Origin of the sequence: Neisseria sp. P0007.S010, from assembly GCF_051962875.1 — a bacterium.
GTDB lineage: Bacteria > Pseudomonadota > Gammaproteobacteria > Burkholderiales > Neisseriaceae > Neisseria > Neisseria subflava_A.
This window is the reverse complement of record NZ_JBQCUX010000002.1, coordinates 162,931-184,743: the sequence shown is the minus strand read 5'-3', so window position 1 is coordinate 184,743 and position 21,813 is coordinate 162,931. Positions and strand designations below refer to the sequence as shown.

General features: G+C 48.4%; 25 protein-coding genes, 1 tRNA gene and 2 pseudogenes. 16 read left to right on the top strand and 12 right to left on the bottom strand.

Going from position 1 to position 21,813, the window contains the following annotated elements; translation table 11 throughout:
• Window positions 1–10 precede the first annotated feature (10 nt).
• From ACTHR7_RS02360 to htpX, 4 genes and pseudogenes are all read left to right on the top strand, one after another.
• Window positions 11–106 (top strand): annotated as a pseudogene (locus tag ACTHR7_RS02360) (deaminase domain-containing protein); the annotation flags it as partial.
• A 4-nt stretch (window positions 107–110) separates the two neighbouring features.
• Window positions 111–494 (top strand): hypothetical protein, encoded by a 384-nt coding sequence (locus tag ACTHR7_RS02355; protein WP_002219725.1) that lies wholly within the window; start codon window positions 111–113, stop codon window positions 492–494.
• Window positions 495–678: 184 nt separating this feature from the next.
• Window positions 679–1,587 (top strand): oxygen-dependent coproporphyrinogen oxidase, encoded by a 909-nt coding sequence (gene hemF / locus ACTHR7_RS02350; RefSeq protein WP_107867296.1) that lies wholly within the window; start codon window positions 679–681, stop codon window positions 1,585–1,587.
• A gap of 191 nt (window positions 1,588–1,778) precedes the next feature.
• Entirely contained in the window at window positions 1,779–2,618 is an 840-nt protein-coding gene (gene htpX / locus ACTHR7_RS02345) for a protease HtpX (RefSeq protein WP_377072656.1), read from the top strand.
• Window positions 2,619–2,667: 49 nt separating this feature from the next.
• On the opposite strand, the gene hpnC is transcribed toward htpX, so the two are convergent.
• The 3 genes from hpnC to miaA are packed head-to-tail and all read right to left on the bottom strand — an operon-like array spanning window position 2,668 to window position 5,204.
• On the bottom strand, window positions 2,668–3,483 hold the full coding sequence (gene hpnC / locus ACTHR7_RS02340) for a squalene synthase HpnC (protein ID WP_107867294.1): 816 nt from the start codon (window positions 3,481–3,483) through the stop codon (window positions 2,668–2,670).
• Between the two features lie 53 nt (window positions 3,484–3,536).
• Window positions 3,537–4,259 (bottom strand): tRNA adenosine(34) deaminase TadA, encoded by a 723-nt coding sequence (gene tadA, locus ACTHR7_RS02335; protein WP_440370257.1) that lies wholly within the window; start codon window positions 4,257–4,259, stop codon window positions 3,537–3,539.
• A gap of 3 nt (window positions 4,260–4,262) precedes the next feature.
• Complete coding sequence (gene miaA / locus ACTHR7_RS02330; protein WP_440370256.1) at window positions 4,263–5,204, bottom strand: tRNA (adenosine(37)-N6)-dimethylallyltransferase MiaA; 942 nt, start codon at window positions 5,202–5,204, stop codon at window positions 4,263–4,265.
• A gap of 217 nt (window positions 5,205–5,421) precedes the next feature.
• Here miaA and bioB point away from each other — a divergent pair, with 217 nt between their 5' ends.
• Both bioB and ACTHR7_RS02320 read left to right on the top strand, forming a co-directional pair.
• The gene (gene bioB, locus ACTHR7_RS02325; protein ID WP_004519884.1) at window positions 5,422–6,474 is read left to right on the top strand and encodes a biotin synthase BioB; all 1,053 of its coding nucleotides are present in this window, start codon (window positions 5,422–5,424) and stop codon (window positions 6,472–6,474) included.
• Between the two features lie 131 nt (window positions 6,475–6,605).
• A complete protein-coding gene (locus tag ACTHR7_RS02320) occupies window positions 6,606–7,085 on the top strand; it encodes a DUF302 domain-containing protein (protein WP_003680761.1) in 480 nt (159 codons plus the stop codon).
• A gap of 54 nt (window positions 7,086–7,139) precedes the next feature.
• Here ACTHR7_RS02320 and ACTHR7_RS02315 read toward each other — a convergent pair whose 3' ends face one another.
• From ACTHR7_RS02315 to ACTHR7_RS02300, 4 genes are all read right to left on the bottom strand, one after another.
• On the bottom strand, window positions 7,140–8,141 hold the full coding sequence (locus ACTHR7_RS02315; RefSeq protein ID WP_107867290.1) for an adenosine deaminase: 1,002 nt from the start codon (window positions 8,139–8,141) through the stop codon (window positions 7,140–7,142).
• 77 nt (window positions 8,142–8,218) lie between these two features.
• Window positions 8,219–8,998, bottom strand: coding sequence for a ferredoxin--NADP reductase (locus ACTHR7_RS02310; protein ID WP_440370255.1), 780 nt, complete (start codon window positions 8,996–8,998; stop codon window positions 8,219–8,221).
• 98 nt (window positions 8,999–9,096) lie between these two features.
• Window positions 9,097–9,540: an META domain-containing protein gene (locus ACTHR7_RS02305; RefSeq protein WP_440370254.1), complete on the bottom strand. Its 444-nt coding sequence runs from the start codon at window positions 9,538–9,540 to the stop codon at window positions 9,097–9,099.
• A 70-nt stretch (window positions 9,541–9,610) separates the two neighbouring features.
• Window positions 9,611–10,768, bottom strand: coding sequence for a trans-sulfuration enzyme family protein (locus ACTHR7_RS02300; protein ID WP_440370253.1), 1,158 nt, complete (start codon window positions 10,766–10,768; stop codon window positions 9,611–9,613).
• A 178-nt stretch (window positions 10,769–10,946) separates the two neighbouring features.
• On the opposite strand from ACTHR7_RS02300, the gene folE2 reads away from it, so the two are divergent.
• Both folE2 and dsbD read left to right on the top strand, forming a co-directional pair.
• Complete coding sequence (gene folE2, locus ACTHR7_RS02295) at window positions 10,947–11,720, top strand: GTP cyclohydrolase FolE2 (protein ID WP_440370252.1); 774 nt, start codon at window positions 10,947–10,949, stop codon at window positions 11,718–11,720.
• A 217-nt stretch (window positions 11,721–11,937) separates the two neighbouring features.
• Window positions 11,938–13,743, top strand: a complete 1,806-nt coding sequence (gene dsbD, locus ACTHR7_RS02290) for a protein-disulfide reductase DsbD (RefSeq protein WP_440370251.1) — start codon at window positions 11,938–11,940, stop codon at window positions 13,741–13,743.
• Window positions 13,744–13,805: 62 nt separating this feature from the next.
• On the opposite strand, the gene ACTHR7_RS02285 is transcribed toward dsbD, so the two are convergent.
• Window positions 13,806–14,978 carry an alpha-hydroxy acid oxidase gene (locus tag ACTHR7_RS02285; protein WP_440370250.1) on the bottom strand — a complete coding sequence of 391 codons (1,173 nt, stop codon included), beginning with the start codon at window positions 14,976–14,978 and terminating at the stop codon, window positions 13,806–13,808.
• Window positions 14,979–15,337: 359 nt separating this feature from the next.
• Here ACTHR7_RS02285 and iscR point away from each other — a divergent pair, with 359 nt between their 5' ends.
• From iscR to iscA, 7 genes are all read left to right on the top strand, one after another.
• Window positions 15,338–15,784 (top strand): Fe-S cluster assembly transcriptional regulator IscR, encoded by a 447-nt coding sequence (gene iscR, locus ACTHR7_RS02280; protein ID WP_003746476.1) that lies wholly within the window; start codon window positions 15,338–15,340, stop codon window positions 15,782–15,784.
• A 51-nt stretch (window positions 15,785–15,835) separates the two neighbouring features.
• A complete protein-coding gene (locus tag ACTHR7_RS02275) occupies window positions 15,836–17,050 on the top strand; it encodes an IscS subfamily cysteine desulfurase (protein WP_004519895.1) in 1,215 nt (404 codons plus the stop codon).
• Between the two features lie 42 nt (window positions 17,051–17,092).
• On the top strand, window positions 17,093–17,485 hold the full coding sequence (locus ACTHR7_RS02270) for a hypothetical protein (protein WP_440370249.1): 393 nt from the start codon (window positions 17,093–17,095) through the stop codon (window positions 17,483–17,485).
• A 110-nt stretch (window positions 17,486–17,595) separates the two neighbouring features.
• The gene (locus ACTHR7_RS02265; protein ID WP_256388723.1) at window positions 17,596–17,724 is read left to right on the top strand and encodes a hypothetical protein; all 129 of its coding nucleotides are present in this window, start codon (window positions 17,596–17,598) and stop codon (window positions 17,722–17,724) included.
• 68 nt (window positions 17,725–17,792) lie between these two features.
• A complete protein-coding gene (gene iscU, locus ACTHR7_RS02260) occupies window positions 17,793–18,179 on the top strand; it encodes a Fe-S cluster assembly scaffold IscU (protein ID WP_003674559.1) in 387 nt (128 codons plus the stop codon).
• A 256-nt stretch (window positions 18,180–18,435) separates the two neighbouring features.
• The gene (locus tag ACTHR7_RS02255) at window positions 18,436–18,681 is read left to right on the top strand and encodes a recombinase RecA (protein WP_070461779.1); all 246 of its coding nucleotides are present in this window, start codon (window positions 18,436–18,438) and stop codon (window positions 18,679–18,681) included.
• A gap of 68 nt (window positions 18,682–18,749) precedes the next feature.
• Window positions 18,750–19,070 (top strand): iron-sulfur cluster assembly protein IscA, encoded by a 321-nt coding sequence (gene iscA / locus ACTHR7_RS02250; protein ID WP_063075834.1) that lies wholly within the window; start codon window positions 18,750–18,752, stop codon window positions 19,068–19,070.
• Here iscA and ACTHR7_RS02245 read toward each other — a convergent pair.
• Window positions 19,030–19,252: pseudogene (locus ACTHR7_RS02245) on the bottom strand (alternative ribosome-rescue factor A). The gene iscA and the pseudogene ACTHR7_RS02245 overlap by 41 nt on opposite strands.
• 79 nt (window positions 19,253–19,331) lie before the next feature.
• Between ACTHR7_RS02245 and hscB the strand changes: the two are divergent.
• Window positions 19,332–19,832, top strand: a complete 501-nt coding sequence (hscB, locus tag ACTHR7_RS02240; RefSeq protein WP_107867283.1) for a Fe-S protein assembly co-chaperone HscB — start codon at window positions 19,332–19,334, stop codon at window positions 19,830–19,832.
• Window positions 19,833–19,940: 108 nt separating this feature from the next.
• Here the strand turns inward: hscB and ACTHR7_RS02235 are convergent, their stop codons facing one another.
• The 3 genes from ACTHR7_RS02235 to ACTHR7_RS02225 all read right to left on the bottom strand — a co-directional run bounded on the left by ACTHR7_RS02235 (window position 19,941) and on the right by ACTHR7_RS02225 (window position 21,813).
• Window positions 19,941–20,513: a 50S ribosomal protein L25/general stress protein Ctc gene (locus ACTHR7_RS02235; RefSeq protein WP_004519902.1), complete on the bottom strand. Its 573-nt coding sequence runs from the start codon at window positions 20,511–20,513 to the stop codon at window positions 19,941–19,943.
• Window positions 20,514–20,578: 65 nt separating this feature from the next.
• Window positions 20,579–21,562 carry a ribose-phosphate pyrophosphokinase gene (locus ACTHR7_RS02230; protein WP_107867422.1) on the bottom strand — a complete coding sequence of 328 codons (984 nt, stop codon included), beginning with the start codon at window positions 21,560–21,562 and terminating at the stop codon, window positions 20,579–20,581.
• Window positions 21,563–21,738: 176 nt separating this feature from the next.
• Window positions 21,739–21,813 (bottom strand) — tRNA-Gln (locus ACTHR7_RS02225).

The window sequence follows — 21,813 nt, the reverse complement described above, 5'->3', positions numbered from 1 at the left end:
TATCGCAATATCATCATTAAAGGCCTGTCAATCTTGCAGCAATGTTATTTTAGAGTTTAGAAATCGCTATCCAAATATTCAATTAAATATTTTTACAGGAAAATAGAATCATGGAAAAAATAAAAAATTATATAGAATTCAAGAAATTATTTAAAAATATAACGGAAAAATTTGTCAGAGATTTAGATATAACATTAATTGAAGCAGCTGAATATTCTATAATTGAATTCGAAATTTATTTATCTGAATATCCGGAAGATAGTACATTTATTTTTACAGCATGGGCAATCTATCTGTTAGAAAATAACTGTCTCAATGAAAGAGGAAAAGATAATTTTTTCATCGCGGAAATGAAAAAATGTTATCAACAAACTAATTTGGATAGAATAAAATCTATCTATTCTTCGAGTGACTATCATATTTTTGCTAAGGATGTAAACAAGATTCAACAAACATTTAAATTAAATCTTGCCAATATCATGCAGCAAGAGTAGCAACTGTATTTTTAACCCCGTAATACCTTTCAATCTATTGCCGATGAGTAACGCTTGATTGCAAGATACGCCCATGCAAAAATTTACCCATAATAAAGAAACAGAAAAATAACAATTAGTTTCAACAACTTAAATCATCTTCCGCCCTGTCATTTTACAAATACGAAACCATCAAGGATATATCATGCACACAGAATCCGTTCTAACCCTCCTTAAAACACTGCAAAACCAAATCTGCGCCGCGCTGGAGCAAGAAGATGGCGAAGCCAAATTTGTGCATGAAGTATGGACTGGGAAGCTGGGTATCGGCGAAACCCGTGTATTGAAAAACGGCGCAGTATTCGAGCAGGCCGGTGTGAATTTTTCGCATGTAAAGGGAACAAAAATGCCGGCTTCTGCTACGGCCCATCGTCCGGAATTGGCAGGCGCGGCGTTTGAAGCCATGGGCGTGTCGCTGGTCATTCATCCGAAAAATCCTTATGTTCCGACCAGCCATGCCAATGTGCGCTTTTTTATTGCCTACCCTGAAAATGCCGAGCCGGTTTGGTGGTTTGGCGGCGGCTTTGATTTGACGCCGTTTTATCCTTTTGAAGAAGATATCGTGCATTGGCACACAGTGACTCGGGACGTATGCGCGCCATTTGGAGAATCGGTTTATCCTGAATTCAAACAATGGTGTGACGAATATTTCTATTTGAAACACCGTAACGAAACACGCGGCGTGGGCGGCCTGTTTTTTGACGATTTAAACCGCTGGGATTTCGATACCTGCTTGAATTTTATCAAGGCAGTCGGGGAAGGCTATATCGCAGCGTATCTACCGATTGTGGCCAAACGCAAAAATACGCCTTATGGAGAACGTGAACGAGATTTCCAACTCTACCGTCGCGGACGCTATGTGGAATTTAACTTGGTTTGTGACAGAGGCACGCTGTTCGGCCTGCAAAGCGGCGGTCGTACGGAAAGCATTTTGATGTCCATGCCGCCTTTAGTACGCTTCGAGTATCAATATGCGCCGGAAGAAGGTTCTCCAGAAGCCGCATTAAATCAATTTTTGGTAGCGCGAGACTGGCTGCAGGAATTCGGAAAATAATATCTGTTTGCAATCAGGCCGTCTGAAAGGCTGTTTTTAACCATAAATACTGCTTTTTCAGACGGCCTTTGCTTCAATTGCTTTGAATTTGCATACCTTTGCCTATCATGCTGTTTCATCTCTATGGAGTTTTTGAGACAATGCGCCCATATAAAAATCACCTCACAAACCACACTAAAAAGGAATAATCGGTGAAACGCATTTTCTTATTTATCGCGACCAATATCGCAGTTCTGGTTGTCATCCGTGTTATTTTGGCCATCTTGGGCATCAACAGCACCGACCAAGTCGGCAGCCTGTTGGCTTATTCCGCAGTCGTCGGCTTCAGTGGCTCGATTGTCTCCCTGCTGATGTCGAAAACCATTGCCAAACATTCGGTTGGCGCCGTCGTCATCGACCAGCCCCAAAGCGAAGAAGAAGCTTGGCTGTTAACAACTGTTGAAGCGCAAGCCCGCCAATGGAATCTGAAAACGCCGGAAGTAGCCATTTACGACTCTCCCGAGCCTAACGCCTTTGCAACCGGCGCAACCAAAAACAGCTCGCTCGTCGCTGTCAGCACCGGCCTGCTCGATCACATGACCCGAGATGAAGTCGAAGCCGTTTTGGCGCATGAAATGGCGCACGTCGGCAACGGCGATATGGTAACGCTGACGCTGATTCAAGGTATTGTGAATACTTTTGTCGTCTTCTTGGCGCGTATCGTTTCCAGCATGGTGGCGCGCAACAATGACGGCAGCACTTCGCAAGGTACATATTTCATGGTCAGCATGGTATTGCAAATCGTATTCGGCTTCCTCGCCAGCATCATTGTGATGTGGTTCAGCCGCCAACGCGAATACCGCGCCGATGCAGGCGCTGCAAAACTGGTGGGTGCGCCGAAAATGATTGCCGCCCTGCAACGCTTGAAAGGCAACCCCAGCGACCTGCCGCAAACCATGACTGCAATGGGCATTGCCAGCGAAGCCAAAGATTCTTGGTTCAGTACCCATCCTTCTTTGGACAACCGCATCAGCCGTTTGAAAAACCGCTAATCGAAAAACATCAAGGCCGTCTGAAACATCAATTTCAGACGGCCTTTTTTTATTTCTTCATCAAAGCCCGCTTGATGATAATCATCCAGTCTTTCTTATCCAACAGCGGGCGCTGGTTAAACACGTCATATTTGCAACCGTCCAGCTTTTGCAAAATCAACTGGCCGCCGACAATAATCATGCGCAGCTCAAAACCGATTCGCCCTTTGAGGGTTTTGCCCAACGGCGAGCCGGCCTTCAGCATTTGAAAGGCACGTTGGCACTCGTGCGCCATCAATCGTTGAAAAGCAAAGTCGGCTTTACCGGCCGCAATCTGTTCTTCGCTAACTTTGAACTTCTGCAAATCTTCCTGGGGGATGTACACGCGCCCTTTCTGCCAATCCACCGCCACGTCCTGCCAGAAATTAATCAGCTGCAAGGCAGTGCAAATGCCGTCGCTTTGCGCCATGCTCACTTCATCGGTTTGCCCGTACAAATGCAGCATAATGCGCCCCACAGGATTGGCGGACAAACGGCAATAGGCAATCAATTCGCCAAAGTTTTCATAACGGGTTTTAACCACATCCTGACTGAACGCCGCCAGCAAATCATAAAACGGCTGCAACGGCAATTGAAACGGCTCAATCGCTTCGTTATACAAACGCTGCATCAAAGCCGTTTGCGGTTTCCCACCTTGTGTAATGCGGTCTAACTCTGCCTTCAGTTTGTCCAGTTGGCGCAGGCGTTCGGCTGCTTCGGCATTGCCTTCGTCGGCAATATCATCCGCCGTCCGTGCAAAAGCGTAAACGGCGTGAATCGGCTTGCGCAAACGGCGCGGCAGCACAATGGAACCGACTGGGAAGTTTTCGTAATGATTGACTGACATGGGAAATCCGAAAATTTAAAATAAAGTGTTTTTGCTGACAGGCCGTCTGAAATTCAGACGGCCTTACGTTTGGCCGCAAAGAAATCCTGCAATACGTTTTGGCATTCTTCTGCCAATATGCCGCCCAAAATTGCAGTATGCTTGTTCAGACGTTTGTCGGCAAACAAATCGACCACGCTGCCTGCCGCACCGGTTTTAGCTTCGGCCGCACCATAAATCACGCGCCCGACCCGCGCCTGTATCAAGGCAGATGCGCACATGGAGCAAGGCTCTAATGTGATGTATACGTCGCAATCTTCCAAACGGTAGTTTTGCAAGGCCTTACCAGCGGCGGAAAGTGCATTGATTTCGGCATGGTGGCTGACATTGTGGTCGCCAATGCAGGTATTGTGTGCCGCTGCGATTGCCTTGCCTTGATATACGATGACTGCGCCAACGGGCACTTCGCCCAAGGCCGCCGATTGTCTGGCCTGTTCTATCGCCAGCCGCATAAAGGCTTCCATATCGCTTTGCGAAGGGAAAATGGCAACAGGTGGATGGTTTTTCAAAGCCTCGCCCAGCTCCGTCTTTCTCTCCTCGGAAATATGCCGGACATCTACACCTGAAACCAGCGCAGCCAGTTGCCACAAGGTGCTTTTGGTTACGGTCAAACCCGACGCTTTCAGCAATAGAAATGCACGAACTGCGCCGATTTCCTGTAAATCTTCCAGTGTACAAATACCCAATTCTTTTAATGCGGCCAATGTTTTAGGCGCAAGTGGTGGCGTGGTCAGCATGGATTATTCCTGAAAATGCTGACGCGCCAAGGCTAAGGCCGTCTGAACATAATCGCTGTCTGCGTAAGGATCTAACGTGTGCGCCAAAGGAATTTTCCGCAACCAGGTTAACTGGCGTTTGGCAAGCTGGCGCGTGGCGACAATGCCTTTTTCGACAAAGGTGTCATAATCGGTTTCGCCTTCGAGATAATCCCAAGCCTGACGGTAGCCCACGCAGCGCATAGACGGCATATCGGCATGTAGCTGCGGATAATCGCGGCGTAAAGCGTGCATTTCATTGAGGAAACCGTGTTCCAGCATACTTAAAAAGCGTTTTTCGATTTGCCGGTGTAACAAATGGCGGTCTTCGGGGATAAGGGCAACCGTGCATAAATCCAATAAAGGCGCAGCCTGCTTCTGCTCTGTGAAATGTTCGCTCAAAGGCTTGCCGGTCAAAAGATAGACTTCCAAAGCGCGCTCAATACGCTGGCTGTCATTGGCTTTCAGACGGCCTGCCGTAATCGGGTCAACTTCCTGCAAACGGCGATATAGGCCTGCCAGACCGTATTCGTTCTTTTCCGCCTGAAGCTGTGCGCGCACTGCCGTATCCGCGCTAGGTAAGTCGTTCAAACCTTCCGTCAGCGCGTGGAAATACATCATCGTGCCGCCGACAATCAGAGGATAGCGACCGCGCGCATGTATTTCGTTCACCAAGCGTACGCAGTCGCCGACAAAATCCGCCGCGCTGTAACTTTCCAGCGGCGAGATAATATCAATCAAATAATGCGGTACGGCGGCAAGCTCTTCGGCAGTCGGCTTAGCCGTACCGATGTCCATGCCGCGATACACCAGCGCGGAATCCAAACTGATGATTTCTACCGGCAACGATTGGGCAATATTTAAGGCCAGTGCGGTTTTACCGCCGGCGGTCGGGCCGAGTACGGCGAAGGCTTTGGGCGCGTTCATAAGAAAACGGAAAAATTAAAAATGCGATTATAGCAAACCCGGGCAAACCATATTTCAGGCCGTCTGAAACATTTGCTCTACATTATCAAAAGCGTTACACTTGCTGCGCCGTTTCAGACGGCCTTTTATATTGATTTCAAACCTGCTGCTGCCGTCATTGCGCCGGCAGTCAAGCCGTCAGCGACACTGCGTCGCTGTAAACACGAAAGAACACACTATGACCGTATCTCCCGTAGCCTTGCGCCGTCAAACCGAGCGCAAGCCGCATCCGACTGCGCGTTATTGGAAAAAATGCGATGTTGAGGCTTTGTTTGGACTGCCTTTCCTCGACCTCGTTTTCCAAGCTGCCGAAATCCACCGCCAAAACTTCAACCCGCGCGAAATCCAACTTTCCACCCTGCTCTCCATCAAAACCGGCGGTTGTCCCGAAGACTGCGCCTACTGCCCGCAATCGGCACACCACAACACCAATCTGGGCAAAGAGCAGATGATGGATGTGGACGAAATCGTCGAAAAAGCCAAAATTGCCCAATCGCGCGGCGCCAGCCGTTTCTGCATGGGCGCGGCATGGCGCGGCCCCAAACCCAAAGACGTGGCTGTCGTTTCCGAAATCATCAGCGCGGTGAAAGGCTTGGGCATGGAAGTGTGCGGCACCTTCGGCATGCTCGAAGACGGCATGGCTGAAGACTTCAAAAAAGCCGGTTTGGACTACTACAACCACAACCTCGACACCGACCCCGAACGCTACAACGACATCATCCACACCCGCAAACACGAAGACCGCATGGATACTTTAGGCAAAGTCCGCAATGCCGGTTTGAAAGTCTGCTGCGGCGGTATCGTCGGCATGAACGAAACCCGCGCCGAACGCGCAGGCCTGATTGCCAGCCTTGCCAACCTCGACCCGCAACCTGAAAGCGTGCCGATTAACCAGTTGGTTAAAGTAGAAGGCACGCCGCTGGCCGATGCCGAAGATTTGGACTGGACTGAATTTGTCCGCACCATCGCCGTCGCACGCATTACCATGCCGCATAGCTACGTCCGCCTGTCCGCTGGCCGCAGCAATATGCCGGAATCCATGCAGGCCATGTGTTTCATGGCTGGCGCAAACTCGATTTTCTACGGCGACAAGCTGCTGACTACGGGCAATCCGGACGAAGACGGCGACCGCCTGCTGATGGAAAAATTGAATTTGTATCCGCTGCGCTTTGAATTGGAAGAAGAATACAAAGCCGCTCAGGAAACGCCCAAAATCAAAGTCGACTATTAACCGCCATCATAATGCCGTCTGAAAGGACAGGCTTTCAGACGGCATACGGCACTCCGGCACGCGGCGCAACATCAGGCGCGGCGCGTGCCGCCCCGTCCGAAGCCTGATAAACAAACCGATAAGGAAATACGATGAAACACATACTCCCCCTGATTGCCGCATCCGCACTCTGCATTTCAACCGCTTCGGCACATCCTACCGGCGAACCGTCCACCCAAAACGAAACCGCTATGACCACGCATACCCTCACCTCAAAATACAGCTTTGACGAAACCGTCAGCCGCCTTGAAACCGCCATAAAAAGCAAAGGAATGGACATTTTTGCCGTCATTGACCATCAGGAAGCCGCCCGCCGAAACGGCTTAACGATGCAGCCGGCAAAAGTCATCGTCTTCGGCACGCCCAAAGCCGGCACGCCGCTGATGGTCAAAGACCCCGCCTTCGCCCTGCAACTGCCCCTGCGCGTCCTCGTTACCGAAACGGACGGCAAAGTACGCGCCGCCTATACCGATACGCGCGCCCTCATCGCCGGCAGCCGCATCGGTTTTGACGAAGTGGCAAACACTTTGGCAAACGCCGAAAAACTGATACAAAAAACCGTAGGCGAATAAGCCCGTCGCCGACATAAAAGGCCGTCTAAAACTTTTTCAGACGGCCTTTTATCGTTATTCAGCATCAAAACCTTCAATCTTCCGTATCCACTCTTCCTTTTCCGCCTCGCTCAAAAACGAAGCGCGGAACGAATTGGCGCACAAGTTTTTGATTTCTTCCGCACTCAAATCCAAAGCCTCGGCAAGCGCTTCAAAATTGCGGTTCATATAGCCGCCAAAATATGCCGGATCATCGGAATTGACGGTTACCAACACGCCGCGTTGCAACATACGGCGCAAATTGTGTTTCGCCATTTCAGGGAACACTTTTAATTTCAAATTGCTCAACGGGCAAACGGTCAACGGCATTTGCTCTGCAATCAAACGCGCCATCAAGGCCTCATCTTCTTCCGCCCGTACGCCATGATCGATACGGCGGACATGCAGCAAGTCCAAAGCCTCATAAACATATTCGGGCGGGCCTTCTTCTCCAGCATGACACACCGTCAACAAACCCTGCGCCTGCGCAAACACGCGCTCAAACTTAGACGGCGGATGCCCCAATTCGCTCGAATCCAAGCCTACGCCGATGATGTGTTCTTTATATGGCAAAGCCTGATTTAAGGTTTCAAATGCGCTTTCTTCCGACAAATGCCGCAGGAAACACATAATCAAACGCGTGCTTATGCCCCATTGCTGCCCAGCTTCACGACAGGCGCGGACAATGCCGTTAATCACGGTTTCAAACGCCACGCCACGCGCAGTATGGGTTTGCGGATCGAAAAATATTTCCGTATGCACGACATTGTCTTCGCGGCAACGCTCAAGATACGAACGGGTCAAATCGTAAAAATCCGCCTCGTGCAGCAATACGCCGGCACCGGCATAATAAATATCCAAAAACGACTGTAAATTGTGAAAATCATAAGCCTGCCGTACCGCATCGACATTTTCATAAGGAATCGCTATGTGGTTGCGCTTGGCGATTTCAAACATCAATTCCGGCTCGAACGTCCCTTCGATGTGGACGTGCAACTCTGCTTTGGGCAGGGCTTGGATAATTTGTTTGATATTCATATTTTCTCTGATTTTCGATTTATATTTAATATTGAAGGCCGTCTGAAACTTTCAGACGGCCTTTGACCATTTACCTGTTAGAAACCATTTTCCATCATGATTTCGCCGGGAATGCGGTTGCGGTGCATGGCGTAGCCCAAATCCATTAGGGCTTGGAAAGTGTCTTTGACCATTGCCGGATTGCCGCAAACCATAAAGCGCGTATTGGCTTTGGTAAACTTGAAACCGACTTTTTCTTCCAAGCCGCCATTCTTCAGCAATTCGGGAATCCGTTTGCCGCTCAATGCGCCTTCCGTTTCCTCACGCGTAGTGACCGGAACAAAAGTGAATTTATGGAAATATTCTTCAATCAGCGGATGCTCTTTCAAATCGGTAAGGCGCTGGTTGAAAATCAACTCGTCGGCGTAAGAGACGGAATGCGCCAAAACCAAACGGTCGAAACGCTGCCAGATTTCAGGCTGCTCGATAATGGAGAGGAAAGGCGCAATGCCGGAACCCGTGCAGAGCATGACCAAATCTTTTCCGTCGGGGAAACGCTCGGGCAAGAGGAAACCGGTAGCCGTCTTATCCAGCAAAATGGTATCACCCTCTTTCATCGCAGCAAAACGCGCCGACATCGGGCCGCCTTCGATTAACACCGCGAAATACTCAAGCGTATCGGCGTATTCGGCAGACACGACAGAATACGCGCGCCAGATAAAGCCTTCGCCGTCGCGGAAGCCGAGACGGGAAAACTGCCCTGCCGAGAAGCGGTAGGATTCAGGGCGGCTGATGGCAAAAGTCATTAACTTGGGCGTATGGTGTTTGATCCACAAGACTTTTTCTTCGGTGAACTTGGCTTCGGGCGAGGCTGCCATAATAGGTTTCCTTGATATTCGGTATCAGTTTCAAATAGGGCTTATTATAAAGATTCAAAAGGCCGTCTGAAATTTTTATTTTCAGACGGCCTTTAAGATTATTCACGACGCAAACGGATACTGATGCCTTTTTGTTCCAAAATCAAATCGTTACCGTCAAAACGATAGTTCCACACGCTTTGTTTGCGCAAAAACGCATCTTCCAGCTTCATGTCTTCACACAGCATCATGTTTACCGCAATATGGCCAAAATCAATTTTGTCCGAACCAATCGTATTGGCTTGGAACATCATACCGTTACACCCCATCTTGCCATACGCCTTAGGCATCTCGCTCAAATCCAGATAGGCATCAATACCAGCCAATTCTTTTTCGGTGAATTTATTGAAAGCGACAACACGCCATTTGGCGGCTAAAGTAGGTTGCACCGTTTGTTGAGTTTGCACCTGCGCTTTAGAGGCTTGTTCAGGCTGAGATACTGAAGGAGATGTACAAGCTGCCAAAACCACCATACTCATCAATGCGCCGAATAATGTTTTCATATCTATTCCTTATGTATTACTAAAGGCCGTCTGAAAAACCATTAACCTTCAGACGGCCTTTAAGCCTTATTTACAAAGTCGTATCCAATGCTTTGGAAATATCGTTCCAAATATCGTCAACGTCTTCAATACCGACAGAGAAACGCAGCAGGCCGACTTTGATGCCCATTTCCATTTTCACATCATGCGGCACGCCGCTGTGGGATTGGGAATAGCAATGGTTGACCAAACTTTCCACGCCGCCGAGGCTGGAAGCCATTTTGACCAGTTTCATGTTTTTAATCACGCTATTGGCCGCTTCACGCGTGTCATTTTTGAGATAAACCGTAACCACGCCGCCGATGCCTTTGGGCATTTGTGCTTGGGCGAGTTCATAATGTTCGTGCGACGGCAGGCCGGGATAGAACACTTTTTCAATGGCAGGATGGGCTTCCAAACGGCGCGCGATTTCGAGTGCGTTTTGGCAATGGGCGTTCATGCGCAGAGCCAGCGTTTTAATACCGCGCAAAACCAACCAGCAATCCATCGGGCCTGCAATCGCGCCGGTATGCACCATCATGTCGTGCAAAGGCTGCGCCAGCTCTTTGGTTTTGGCAACGACTACGCCCATCAATACGTCGGAATGGCCACACAAATATTTGGTAGCGGAATGGAACACAAAATCGCAACCCATATCCAACGGCTGTTGCAGATACGGCGTGGCAAAGGTGTTGTCGATACCAACCAGCGCACCGGCTGCTTTGGCTTTCGCTGCGAGGACTTTAATGTCTACCAAGCGCAAAAGCGGATTGGACGGCGTTTCCAGCCAAACCAGTTTGACATTGTGCGCTTTGAGCAGCTCGTCCAGATTATCCGGATTGCCCAAATCGGCAAAAACAACGTTCACACCCCATTTTTGATAAACATCGACCAATAAATCATAAGCACCGCCGTAAATATCGGCGACAGCAACAATGGTATCGCCCGGGCGCAGGAAAGTACGCCATACGGCATCAATTCCCGCCATACCGCTGGAAAACGCAAAGCCGGCCGCACCGTGCTCCAAATCGGCAACGGTATCTTCCAATACCTGACGGGTCGGGTTGCTCAGGCGCGAGTAGCGGTAAGGCACATTTTCGCCAATCTCATGCAACGCAAACATACTGTTTTGATAAATCGGCGGCATCAGCGCACGGTTGTGTTCGTCGCAATCGTAGCTGGAATGAATGGCTTTCGTGGCGAATTTCATTTGATCTCTGCCTATGTAGATGTGAATAATCGAAGATTTTATCACTATCTGAAAAATAGAAACAATCAATGCAGGCAGATAAAGCAAGTGATATAATCTCGCATTTGCAAATCGGCCGACACGAGCCGATTCCCTCCACACGCATCTCAACAATCCTATCATGAAGGACATACCACGCATGAACGCCATTGCAGACGTGCAATCCAGCCGCGATTTACGCAACCTGCCGATTAATCAGGTCGGCATTAAAGGCCTGCGCTTTCCAATCTCCCTTAAAAGCAAAGAAGGCGAACAATCCACCGTCGCCCGCCTGACCATGACGGTTTTCCTGCCTGCCGACCAAAAAGGCACGCATATGTCGCGCTTTGTCGCCCTGATGGAAAAACAAACCGATGCTTTGGATTTCGATACGCTGCACAAGCTGACCGCCGATATGGTTGCCCTGTTGGATTCGCATTCCGGCAAAATCAGCGTTTCCTTCCCGTTTTTCCGCAAGAAAAGTGCGCCCGTCTCCGGTATCCAATCGCTGCTGGACTATGATGTCACCCTGACCGGCGAAATCAAAAACGGCACATACAGCCACAATCTGAAAGTAATGGTTCCGGTTACTTCATTGTGTCCGTGTTCCAAAGAAATTTCCCAATACGGCGCGCACAACCAACGTTCGCATGTGACCGTCAGCCTGATTGCAAACTCGGATGTAGGCATTGAAGAAATCATCAATTACGTCGAAGCGCAAGCAAGCTGCCAGCTCTACGGTTTGCTCAAACGCCCTGACGAGAAGTATGTAACGGAAAAAGCATACGAAAATCCAAAGTTTGTCGAAGATATGGTTCGCGATGTGGCCACTGCGCTGATTGCCGACAAACGCATTGAATCGTTTGTTGTCGAAAGCGAAAACTTCGAATCGATACACAACCATTCTGCTTACGCTTATATCGCTTATCCTTAAAAGCCGAGCCGAATAGAAACAAAGGCCGTCTGAAAATTTCAGACGGCCTTTGGCATAGATTGAACGATAACATGAGACTATCGGTCATATATGAGCAACCCTATTTCGATATAATTCAAAAGCATTAGATTTCTCTCGCAATATTTGACATAAATTAAGCCGATTGTTTTTCCATCATTTATAATGACGGTTCCTCAACGGCATCTCCGTAGATACTATGAAAAAATTCCTTTATTTCCTCATTGCATTTTTAGGCTTGAGCAGCTTCGCATTTGCAGTAGATGCCAATGATTTGCTGCCTCCAGAGCAAGCCTTTGTGCCTCAAGTCAATGTAACCGATCAAGGCATCAGCGTGCAGTTCAAGATCGCTGACGGCTACTATATGTACCAGTCCAAAATCGTTGCAGCGACCAATCCTGACAAAGTCTTGGCCGAACCCAAATTCAGCAAAGGCGAAGAAAAAGAAGACGAATTCTTCGGCAAACAAACGGTTTACCACCATACCGCACAGGTTGACCTGCCTTACAAACAAGCCGCGCCGCAATACAAACTGACGCTGACTTATCAAGGTTGTGCCGAAGTGGGTGTGTGTTATCCGCCGGTGGACACCGAGTTTGACGTAAAAGGCAACGGGGTTTACCAGCCTCAAAGCGACGAGCCGGTTTCCGCCAAAGACCGCTTTTTGCAACCGTCCGCCTCTTCAGACGGCCAAATGCCCGCACAGCCCGCTACAAACAATCCCGACAGCAGCCGCTTCAAGCTCTCTTGGGATACTTTAAACGCCAACCTGTTGGCGTTTTTTGTCGCAGGTTTGGGCTTAAGCTTTACCGCCTGTATGTATCCGCTCCTGCCGATTGTTTCCAGCATTGTCGTGGGCGATAAAAAAGCCGGTAAAGGCCGCGCGTTCATCTTGTCTATGGTGTATGTACAAGGCTTGGCACTAACCTATACCTTGGTTGGCGTGATTGCTGGTTTGACCGGCGCGCTGTTGACCGTATGGCTGCAACAGCCTTGGGTCGTACTTGCTGCCGCCGCGTTGATGGTGGTACTGGCGCTGTCTATGTTCGGCCTCTTCAATATCCAGCTGCCAAACTCTGTCCAATCCTATTTCCAAAACCAAAGCAACAAACTCTCCGGCGGCAAAATCATTTCCGTCTTTATCATGGGTATTTTGTCCGCCCTGATTGTCGGCCCGTGCGTTGCGCCTCCGCTGGCATTTGCTTTGGGCTATATCGGCCAGACCGGCGATGCCGTATTGGGTGGCCTTGCGCTCTATACATTAGCACTCGGCACCGGCGTACCGCTCATCATCATCGGCACATTCGGCGGCCATATCCTGCCTAAAGCAGGCGACTGGATGAACGGCATCAAATACGCATTCGGCTTCATCTTACTGGCCGTTGCCGTATACCTTGCCACACCGCATCTGCCTTACTTCGCAGTAGTCGGCCTCTACACCTTGCTGATGATTGTTCCCGCCCTTATGCTTTTGGCGAAATCCGGCAAACAAAAAGGCCGTCTGAAAACAGTTGCCGCCGTATTGGGCTTTTTACTGCTAATTGGCGGCTCATGGTTTGGCTGGCAAAGCTTCAATAAACAAACCACCGCCCTGCACCACTTCTTAACGTTGGTTCCGCCATCCGAAGCCGGACAAGAAACCGACCACGGCAAGATGTTTACCGATGTCGGCGAACTCAAAGCCGCTATGGATGCCGCTTTGAAAGCCGACCCAAGCAAGCCCGTGCTGATTGATTTCTACGCCGACTGGTGCGTATCCTGCAAAGAAATGGCCGCCTACACGCTCAACCAACCTCAGGTACACGAAGCAGTCGATATGCAGCGCTTCTTCCAAATCGACGTAACCGCCAACACTCCCGACCATCAGGCCTTATTGAAAGAATACGGCCTCTTCGGCCCTCCTGGTGTGTTTGTTGTCCGCGCCGACGGCAGTCATAGCGAAGCCTTATTAGGCTTTGTCAAACCCGATGCCTTCATCGAATGGTATCGCAAAAACGAGAAATAGCCGTCTATAAAAAAGGCCGTCTGAAAACAGTTTTTCAGACGGCCTTTTCTTATGTTCGACAATTAAAATTCATCTTGATGCCAACGCGTAGAACGCAAAATGCTGGAATCCACATCTTGAATATTGCGATGACCGGTAAACGCCATGGAAATATCCATTTCTTTATACAGGATTTCCAGCGCACGGGTTACGCCTTCTTCACCATACGCACCCAAACCATACAGGAACGCCCGGCCTATCATCGTACCTTTCGCACCCAAAGCCCAAGCCTTCAAAATATCCTGACCGCTGCGGATACCGCTATCCATCCAAACCTCGATGTCGCTGCCCACCGCACTGACCACATCAGGCAAAGCCTTAATGGCAGACACAGTATCGTCAAGCTGACGGCCGCCATGATTGGAAACGACCAATGCATCCGCGCCGCTTTTCGCTGCTTTTTCCGCGTCTTCAGGTTCCATAATGCCTTTGATAATCAGCTTGCCGCCCCACAAATCTTTAATGCGTGCCACATCGTCCCAGCTCAAGCGCGGGTCGAATTGTTCAGAAGTCCATGAAGACAACGAAGACAAATCGCCGACGTTTTTCGCATGACCGACGATATTGCGGAAGGTGCGGCGTTCCGTGTTCAACATTTTCATGCACCATTCCGGTTTGGTCGCCAAATTGATTAAATTGGCGATGGTCGGTTTCGGTGGCGCAGACAGACCGTTTTTAATGTCTTTGTGGCGTTGACCCAAAACTTGCAAATCGGCAGTCAATACCAAAGCCGAACAATTAGCATCTTTTGCACGCTTAATCAGGTTTTCCATAAACTCGCGGTCGCGCATCACATAAAGCTGAAACCAAAACGGCGAGCTGGAGTTTTCAGCCACATCTTCAATCGAGCAGATGGACATGGTGGAAAGCGTAAATGGAATGCCGAATTTTTCCGCCGCACGTGCCGCCAAGATTTCGCCGTCGGCGTGCGCCATACCCGTGAAACCGGTCGGCGCAATCGCTACCGGCATTTTCACATCCTGCCCAATCATTTTGGTTTCGAGACTGCGTCCCTCCATATTAACCAATACCTTTTGGCGGAAACGGATGTCTTTAAAATCCGAAGTATTTTCACGATAAGTAGTTTCCGTCCAAGAGCCTGAGTCAATATAGTCATAAAACATACGCGGCATTTTACGTTTGGCAACAAGGCGCAAGTCTTCGATACAGGTTATTTTGCTTAAATCACATTTCATTGTCGATTGCCTCTGTTCAAGTAAAGACGGATGGTTCAGGCCGTCTGAATATTTCAAACAACCCTTTGCTCTGCTCCATCAAAACAACTAAATTTTAAGAATAATTTTGATAATCTATATCACTATCAATATTAAATCAAAACATTTTAACCCTGATATTTGTAGGGTTGATAGCCTTTTTTCAGACGGCCTTAAATCCAAATTACAGAAAAATAAAGAAAATATTTTCCAATTTAAAAATCAGCCAATGCCACCATTTAAACAAACAATCAAACCGAGCTGCCACATACTTGACTGAAACACTCAGATATTAGACAATTCCCCCACTAATAAAAACGCCCCACACAGGCAACCATACCATGAGACTGACTACCAAAGGGCGATTTGCAGTAACCGCCATGATAGATTTGGCGATGAACGCGCAAACAGGCGCTGTCAAACTCAGTGCCATTAGCGAACGACAAAGCATATCACTCTCCTACCTCGAACAATTATTCAGCAAGCTGCGCCGTGCCGGATTGGTTGAAAGCCTACGCGGCCCAGGCGGAGGCTACATCCTTGCCGCTCCCGCCGAGCAAATCAATATTGCACAAATCATCTCCGCAGCCGAAGACCGACTGGATGCCACACAATGCGGCAGCAAAGCAAACTGCCACCACGGCGCCCCCTGTCTGACCCACGACCTTTGGGAAAACTTAAACAAAACCATCAATGACTACCTCAGCGGCGTTACGCTGCAAAGCATCATTGAACAAAAAAACTGCAGCGACAGCAGTCATGTCGTTACCTTTACACACATTCATTAAACCGACTTGCGGCAAAGACCGCAGGCAGATGACCAAACGAAAGAGCAAACCATGACCGTCAAAACCCCCGTATACCTCGACTACGCCGCAACCACTCCCGTTGACCGCCGCGTTGCCGAAAAAATGATTCCCTACCTGTCCGATATTTTCGGCAACCCAGCTTCTAATAGCCACAGCTTCGGTTGGGAAGCAGAAGAAGCCGTAGAAAAAGCACGCGCAGACATTGCAGCCCTGATTAACGCCGACTCCAAAGAAATCGTTTTTACCAGCGGTGCGACCGAGTCCAACAACCTCGCCATTAAAGGCGCGGCGCACTTCTACAAATCCAAAGGCAACCACCTCATCACCGTGAAAACCGAGCACAAAGCCGTGCTCGACACCATGCGTGAACTCGAACGCCAAGGTTATGAAGTAACTTACCTGGACGTACAAGAAAACGGTTTGGTTGACTTAGACGTACTGAAAGCCGCTATCCGCGAAGACACCATCCTCGTTTCCGTAATGTGGGTAAACAACGAAATCGGCGTGGTTCAAGACATTCCTGCCATCGGCGAAATCTGCCGCGAACGTAAAATCATTTTCCACGTTGACGCAGCACAAGCATGCGGCAAAGTACCTGTCGACGTTGAAGCCGCCAAAGTTGATTTGTTGTCCATGTCCGGCCACAAAGTATACGGCCCTAAAGGCATCGGCGCCCTGTATGTACGCCGTAAACCACGCGTCCGCCTCGAAGCTCAAATGCACGGTGGCGGCCACGAGCGTGGCTTCCGTTCCGGCACATTGCCGACCCATCAAATCGTCGGTATGGGCGAAGCCTTCCGCATTGCCAAAGAAGAATTGGCACAAGACACTGCGCACTACCTGAAACTGCGCGATATTTTCCTCAAAGGTATCGAAGGCATCGAAGAAGTCTACATCAACGGCGACCTCGAACACCGCGCTCCAAACAATCTGAACGTCAGCTTCAACTTCGTCGAAGGCGAAAGCCTGATTATGGCAGTCAAAGAACTCGCCGTATCCAGCGGCTCCGCCTGTACTTCTGCCAGCCTCGAACCAAGCTACGTCCTGCGCGCACTCGGCCGCAACGACGAATTGGCACACTCTTCCTTGCGCATCACCTTCGGCCGCATGACCACCGAAGAAGAAGTGCAGTTTGCGGCAGAACTGATCAAATCCAAAATCGGCAAACTGCGCGAACTGTCTCCGCTGTGGGAAATGTTTAAAGAGGGTATCGATTTGAACTCGATTGAATGGGCGGCGCATTAAGAGCAGCCTGCACTCAAAAAACCATCACAAAAGGAGCAAATTATGCTGGGTTGGTGGATAAGCGTTTTCAGCGATGCAGACAGGCAAGAGCCACATCTCATTGCCTCGTGGGAGTGCGGCATTTCTGGTGTGGACTGGCTGGATAAGCTTTGCAAAGAAGGTCGAGCCGCACAGACCGAAAACAAAGGCGGCTATCCCGATGTGTACCAAACGCAGGTGCGGCACGTCTTCCCGTGGCTGCTAGATGATAAAATCTCGCCACAGGATGATGCGCCGAATGGAAACTTCACGCCTGTTTTTATGGAAGACGACAAGGGCAAAACCGTGCTGATGAAGTCGTACGGCTATCGCTCTTTGAAACTGCACCGTCCTGAATTGCTGCGCGCATTGCCACTCGAAGCGGTTTTGACGATACAGGTATTTGATTTGAGCTAAAGCATCCGTTTTCAGCAACCTACCTATAAATAAAAAAGGTCGTCTGAAAATCCCCAAAGACCTTTTCAGACGACCTAAAAGCCACCACATTAGAATCAAGGATACAACCCATGAACGAACAAGAAATCGACCTCGACAATCTCGACAACCTGCTCGAAGATTTTGACGACGTTACCGTAGAAGGCGGCGTTGATTCAGAGAATGATGACGGCTGCGAAGGCGGCGCATGCAAAATCTAAACTTCAGGCCGTCTGAATATTCGTAAACAAACCATTTACACCATTAAAAACACAAAGGAAACCACATCATGGCATACAGCGATAAAGTAATCGACCACTACGAAAACCCCCGCAACGTCGGCACTTTCGACAAAAACGACGAATCTGTCGGTACCGGCATGGTCGGTGCTCCGGCCTGCGGTGACGTAATGCGTCTGCAAATCAAAGTAAACGATGAGGGTATTATCGAAGATGCAAAATTCAAGACTTACGGCTGCGGCTCCGCCATCGCTTCTTCCAGCCTGATTACCGAGTGGGTCAAAGGCAAAAGCCTTGACGATGCACTGGCAATCAAAAACAGTGAAATTGCCGAAGAGTTGGAATTGCCTCCAGTTAAAATCCACTGCTCCATCTTGGCAGAAGATGCGGTAAAAGCGGCCGTTGCCGACTATCGCAAACGCCAGGAAAACAAATAACCGGATTTAACGAACCCTTATCGGCAGGTGCCCAAGATTCCCGGCGAATCTTCGAGAAAAGCAAATCTAATGGTTTCCCCCCTCTTCTTTTGTGAGACAAAACCAACTGTACAGAAACTTAATCGTTTTGAAGTTGCTACCAAGTTTGGGATTACCTGCCAATCTATCCCCTCTCCCCACGGGAGAGGGTTAGGGAGAGGGCAATAAGCTACAGCTTATATTTAGTCGTTATACCTGCAAAATCAAAGAAGACGATATGCCTTTTACTGATAAAGAAGTCCAATCCCTACTTGCTGTCAAAGGCATAGGTAAAACCATATTGCAGCGTTTGCAGCAAATGGGATTGGATGATATTGCCACTCTGGCGGTTGCGGATTTAGACGATATTTTGGAACAGGGCGCACAATTGACTGGCTCGACCTGTTGGAAAAACAGTCCGCAGGCAAAAACTACCATTGCCACCGCAATAGAGTGGGCAAAACAGCGTTTTCAGACGGCCTGAAAATCAAGAGGCCGTCTGAAATAAAAAGCAGACAAAACAGAAAATGATTGCGAAATGAGGAAAAAAGCATGATTACCATCACAGAAAACGCAGCCAAACACATCAACGGCTACTTGACCAAACGCGGCAAAGGCTTGGGCGTGCGCTTGGGTGTCAAAACCAGCGGCTGCTCAGGCATGGCATACAACCTTGAATTTGTCGATGAAGTGAACGAGGATGACCTGATTTTTGAAGAACACGGCGCACGAGTTTATATCGATCCGAAAAGCTTGGTTTATCTAGACGGCACGCAAGTTGATTACACTAAAGAAGGCTTGCAGGAAGGTTTCAAATTTGAAAATCCGAATGTCAAAGACTCTTGCGGCTGCGGTGAGAGCTTCCACGTTTAAAATATAAAAAATGGCGGGAAAGTATCAAAACCATCCCGCCATTTTTTGGCTTCTTGCCTATTATAGCTACCCTTGCCTTTTCTTTTTCGTTCTACTTTATGTCGGAACAAATCAGATTTGACTAAGGCTTTTAAGGCATTGTCTCGTATCTTGCCTTTATTGTGTTGCACCTTACCGGTCATATTGTTTTCCTTTCGTATAAACAGTGTTTGGATTATATCGTAAAATAATCCTCTTCTTTAGATTTTTTCCTTTAATATCATGTCTCAATACTTCAACCTCTTCCAGCTTGAGCCATCTTTCAATATTGATACCGAAGCACTCGAACAGATCTATCGAGCTTTAGCTGCCCGTTTTCATCCCGATAAATTTGCTTCTGCTTCAGCTTTTGAGCAGAAACAAGCCGTTATGATGTCTTCTACAATTAATGATGCCTACCGCACATTAAAAAGCCCTATTGATCGGGCTGCTTATCTCTTGAAAAGCCAAAATATCGATGCTGATGCACCTGAACACACTTCGTTTTCGCCAGAATTCCTCATGCAGCAGATGGAATGGCGGGAAACATTGATGGATGCTCAAATAGAACAAAACCATGATGCCATCCGAGCTCTAGATCAAGAAATTCAAGAAGTACAAAGCAGCCTATTTCAAGATTTGCAACAAGCATTTGAGCAACAGGATTATGAATCAGCCGCACAATGGGTACGGCATGGGCGCTTTCTTAATAAGCTTCGCAAGGAAATTGCTTCAATCTTATAAAGTACATATGCTGTTACATTTGACCTAGTTTTATAGCAAATGATTTTATATGCAAAACAAAAACCGTATCAGATAAATCTGATACGGTTTTCTTATCTTAACTACCTATTAGCGTTTTTTACCGGTAACAGTAGCAACAGCCAGGTTTTCGTTACGTTTCAGAGAAACGCTTTCAACACCTTCTGGCAATTTGATGTCTGACAAGTGCAGAATGTCGCCGGCAACTACTGATGCACAATCCAGCTCCAAGAAAGCAGGAATGTTTGCAGGCAAAGCAACTACTTCAACAGAAGTGTTCAACAGAGATACGCGACCACCTTGCAATTTAACAGCTTGAGAGTTTTCAGCGTTAACAATGTGCAGAGGAACGCGGATACGTACAGGTTGATCAGCTTTTACAGCTTGGAAGTCGATGTGTTGAACTTCGCGACGGAATGGGTGCATTTGGAAGTCACGCACGATAACGTCTTTAGTTTCACCGTTCAAAGACAGTTTAATCAAAGCAGTATGGAAAGATTCTTTTTCCAATGCGTAGAATACAGTTTTGTGGTCTACAGCGATAGCAACAGGCTCTTGACCTTCACCGTACAGGATGCCAGGGATTTGGCCTTCGCGACGCAGGCGGCGGCTCGCACCAGTGCCTTGGGCTTCGCGAACAGAGGCTTGAATTTCGTAAGTCATGTTTAATACTCCAATTTAGATAAAATCGTCGTCATCGGCCGCGACCAGCTTAAGACGACATCGGGTTATGGCAGCAACATGCCGCCAGTCATCACATCTTCATTGAAAAGATATGAGACGGATTCTTCATTGCTGATACGGCGTACCGTTTCAGCCAGCAAACCGGCAATGGTAACTTGACGGATGCGTTCACATTTTTTAGCTGTTTCAGACAACGGAATCGTATCTGTCACAACTACTTGGTCAATTTCGGAAGAAGCAATTCGATTCACTGCTTCACCGGAGAATACTGCATGGCTGGCGTATGCCAGTACACGATCTGCACCGCGCTCTTTCAGGGCAACGGCTGCTTTACACAAAGTATTTGCCGTATCGATCATATCATCTACGATCAAGCAGGTACGGCCTTGAATGTCACCGATAATATTCATTACTTCAGCCACGTTGGCTTTAGGACGACGTTTGTCGATAATGGCCAAATCAGCATTTAAAGATTTAGCAACAGCACGTGCACGTACAACACCACCGATATCGGGGCTGACAACAGTCAGATTTTCGATACGTTGTTGTTTAATATCGTTCAATAAAATCGGGGTGGCGTAAATATTATCTACCGGAATATCGAAGAAACCTTGAATTTGATCGGCATGCAAGTCAACAGTCAATACGCGGTCGATACCTGCTGAGTACAACATATTTGCTACCAATTTAGCAGAAATCGGTACACGAACAGAGCGAGGACGACGATCTTGACGCGCATAGCCAAAGTAAGGAATCGCGGCAGTAATACGACCGGCAGAAGCACGTTTAAGTGCATCAGCCATCGTCAAAATTTCCATCAGGTTGTCATTGGTTGGCGCGCAGGTAGGTTGCAAAATAAACACATCGCGACCACGCACATTTTCCAACAATTCAATGGCTACTTCGCCATCAGAGAATTTGGAAACAGTGGCTTCACCGAGTGAAATATCCAAATGTTTGACAACACGTTGCGCCAATTCCGGATTTGCATTACCGGTAAACACCATTAAACTGTCATAAGCGGCCATATCTTCACCTGATTCTAGATTTGATTTACGCGCAGAAAACATTACGCTTCCCTTTGCCCTATGTCTAAGACACTAATTACGCGATTATACGCGTAAAGACGGGTAAAAAAAAGTTTTTCAGCGTTATTTTGCTCTTAGCGTAAAAAAGCGTGTAAGAGAACTTACACGCTTTTATTTGGCTGGGGAGGAAGGATTCGAACCTTCGCATGCTGGAATCAAAATCCAGTGTCTTAACCGCTTGACGACTCCCC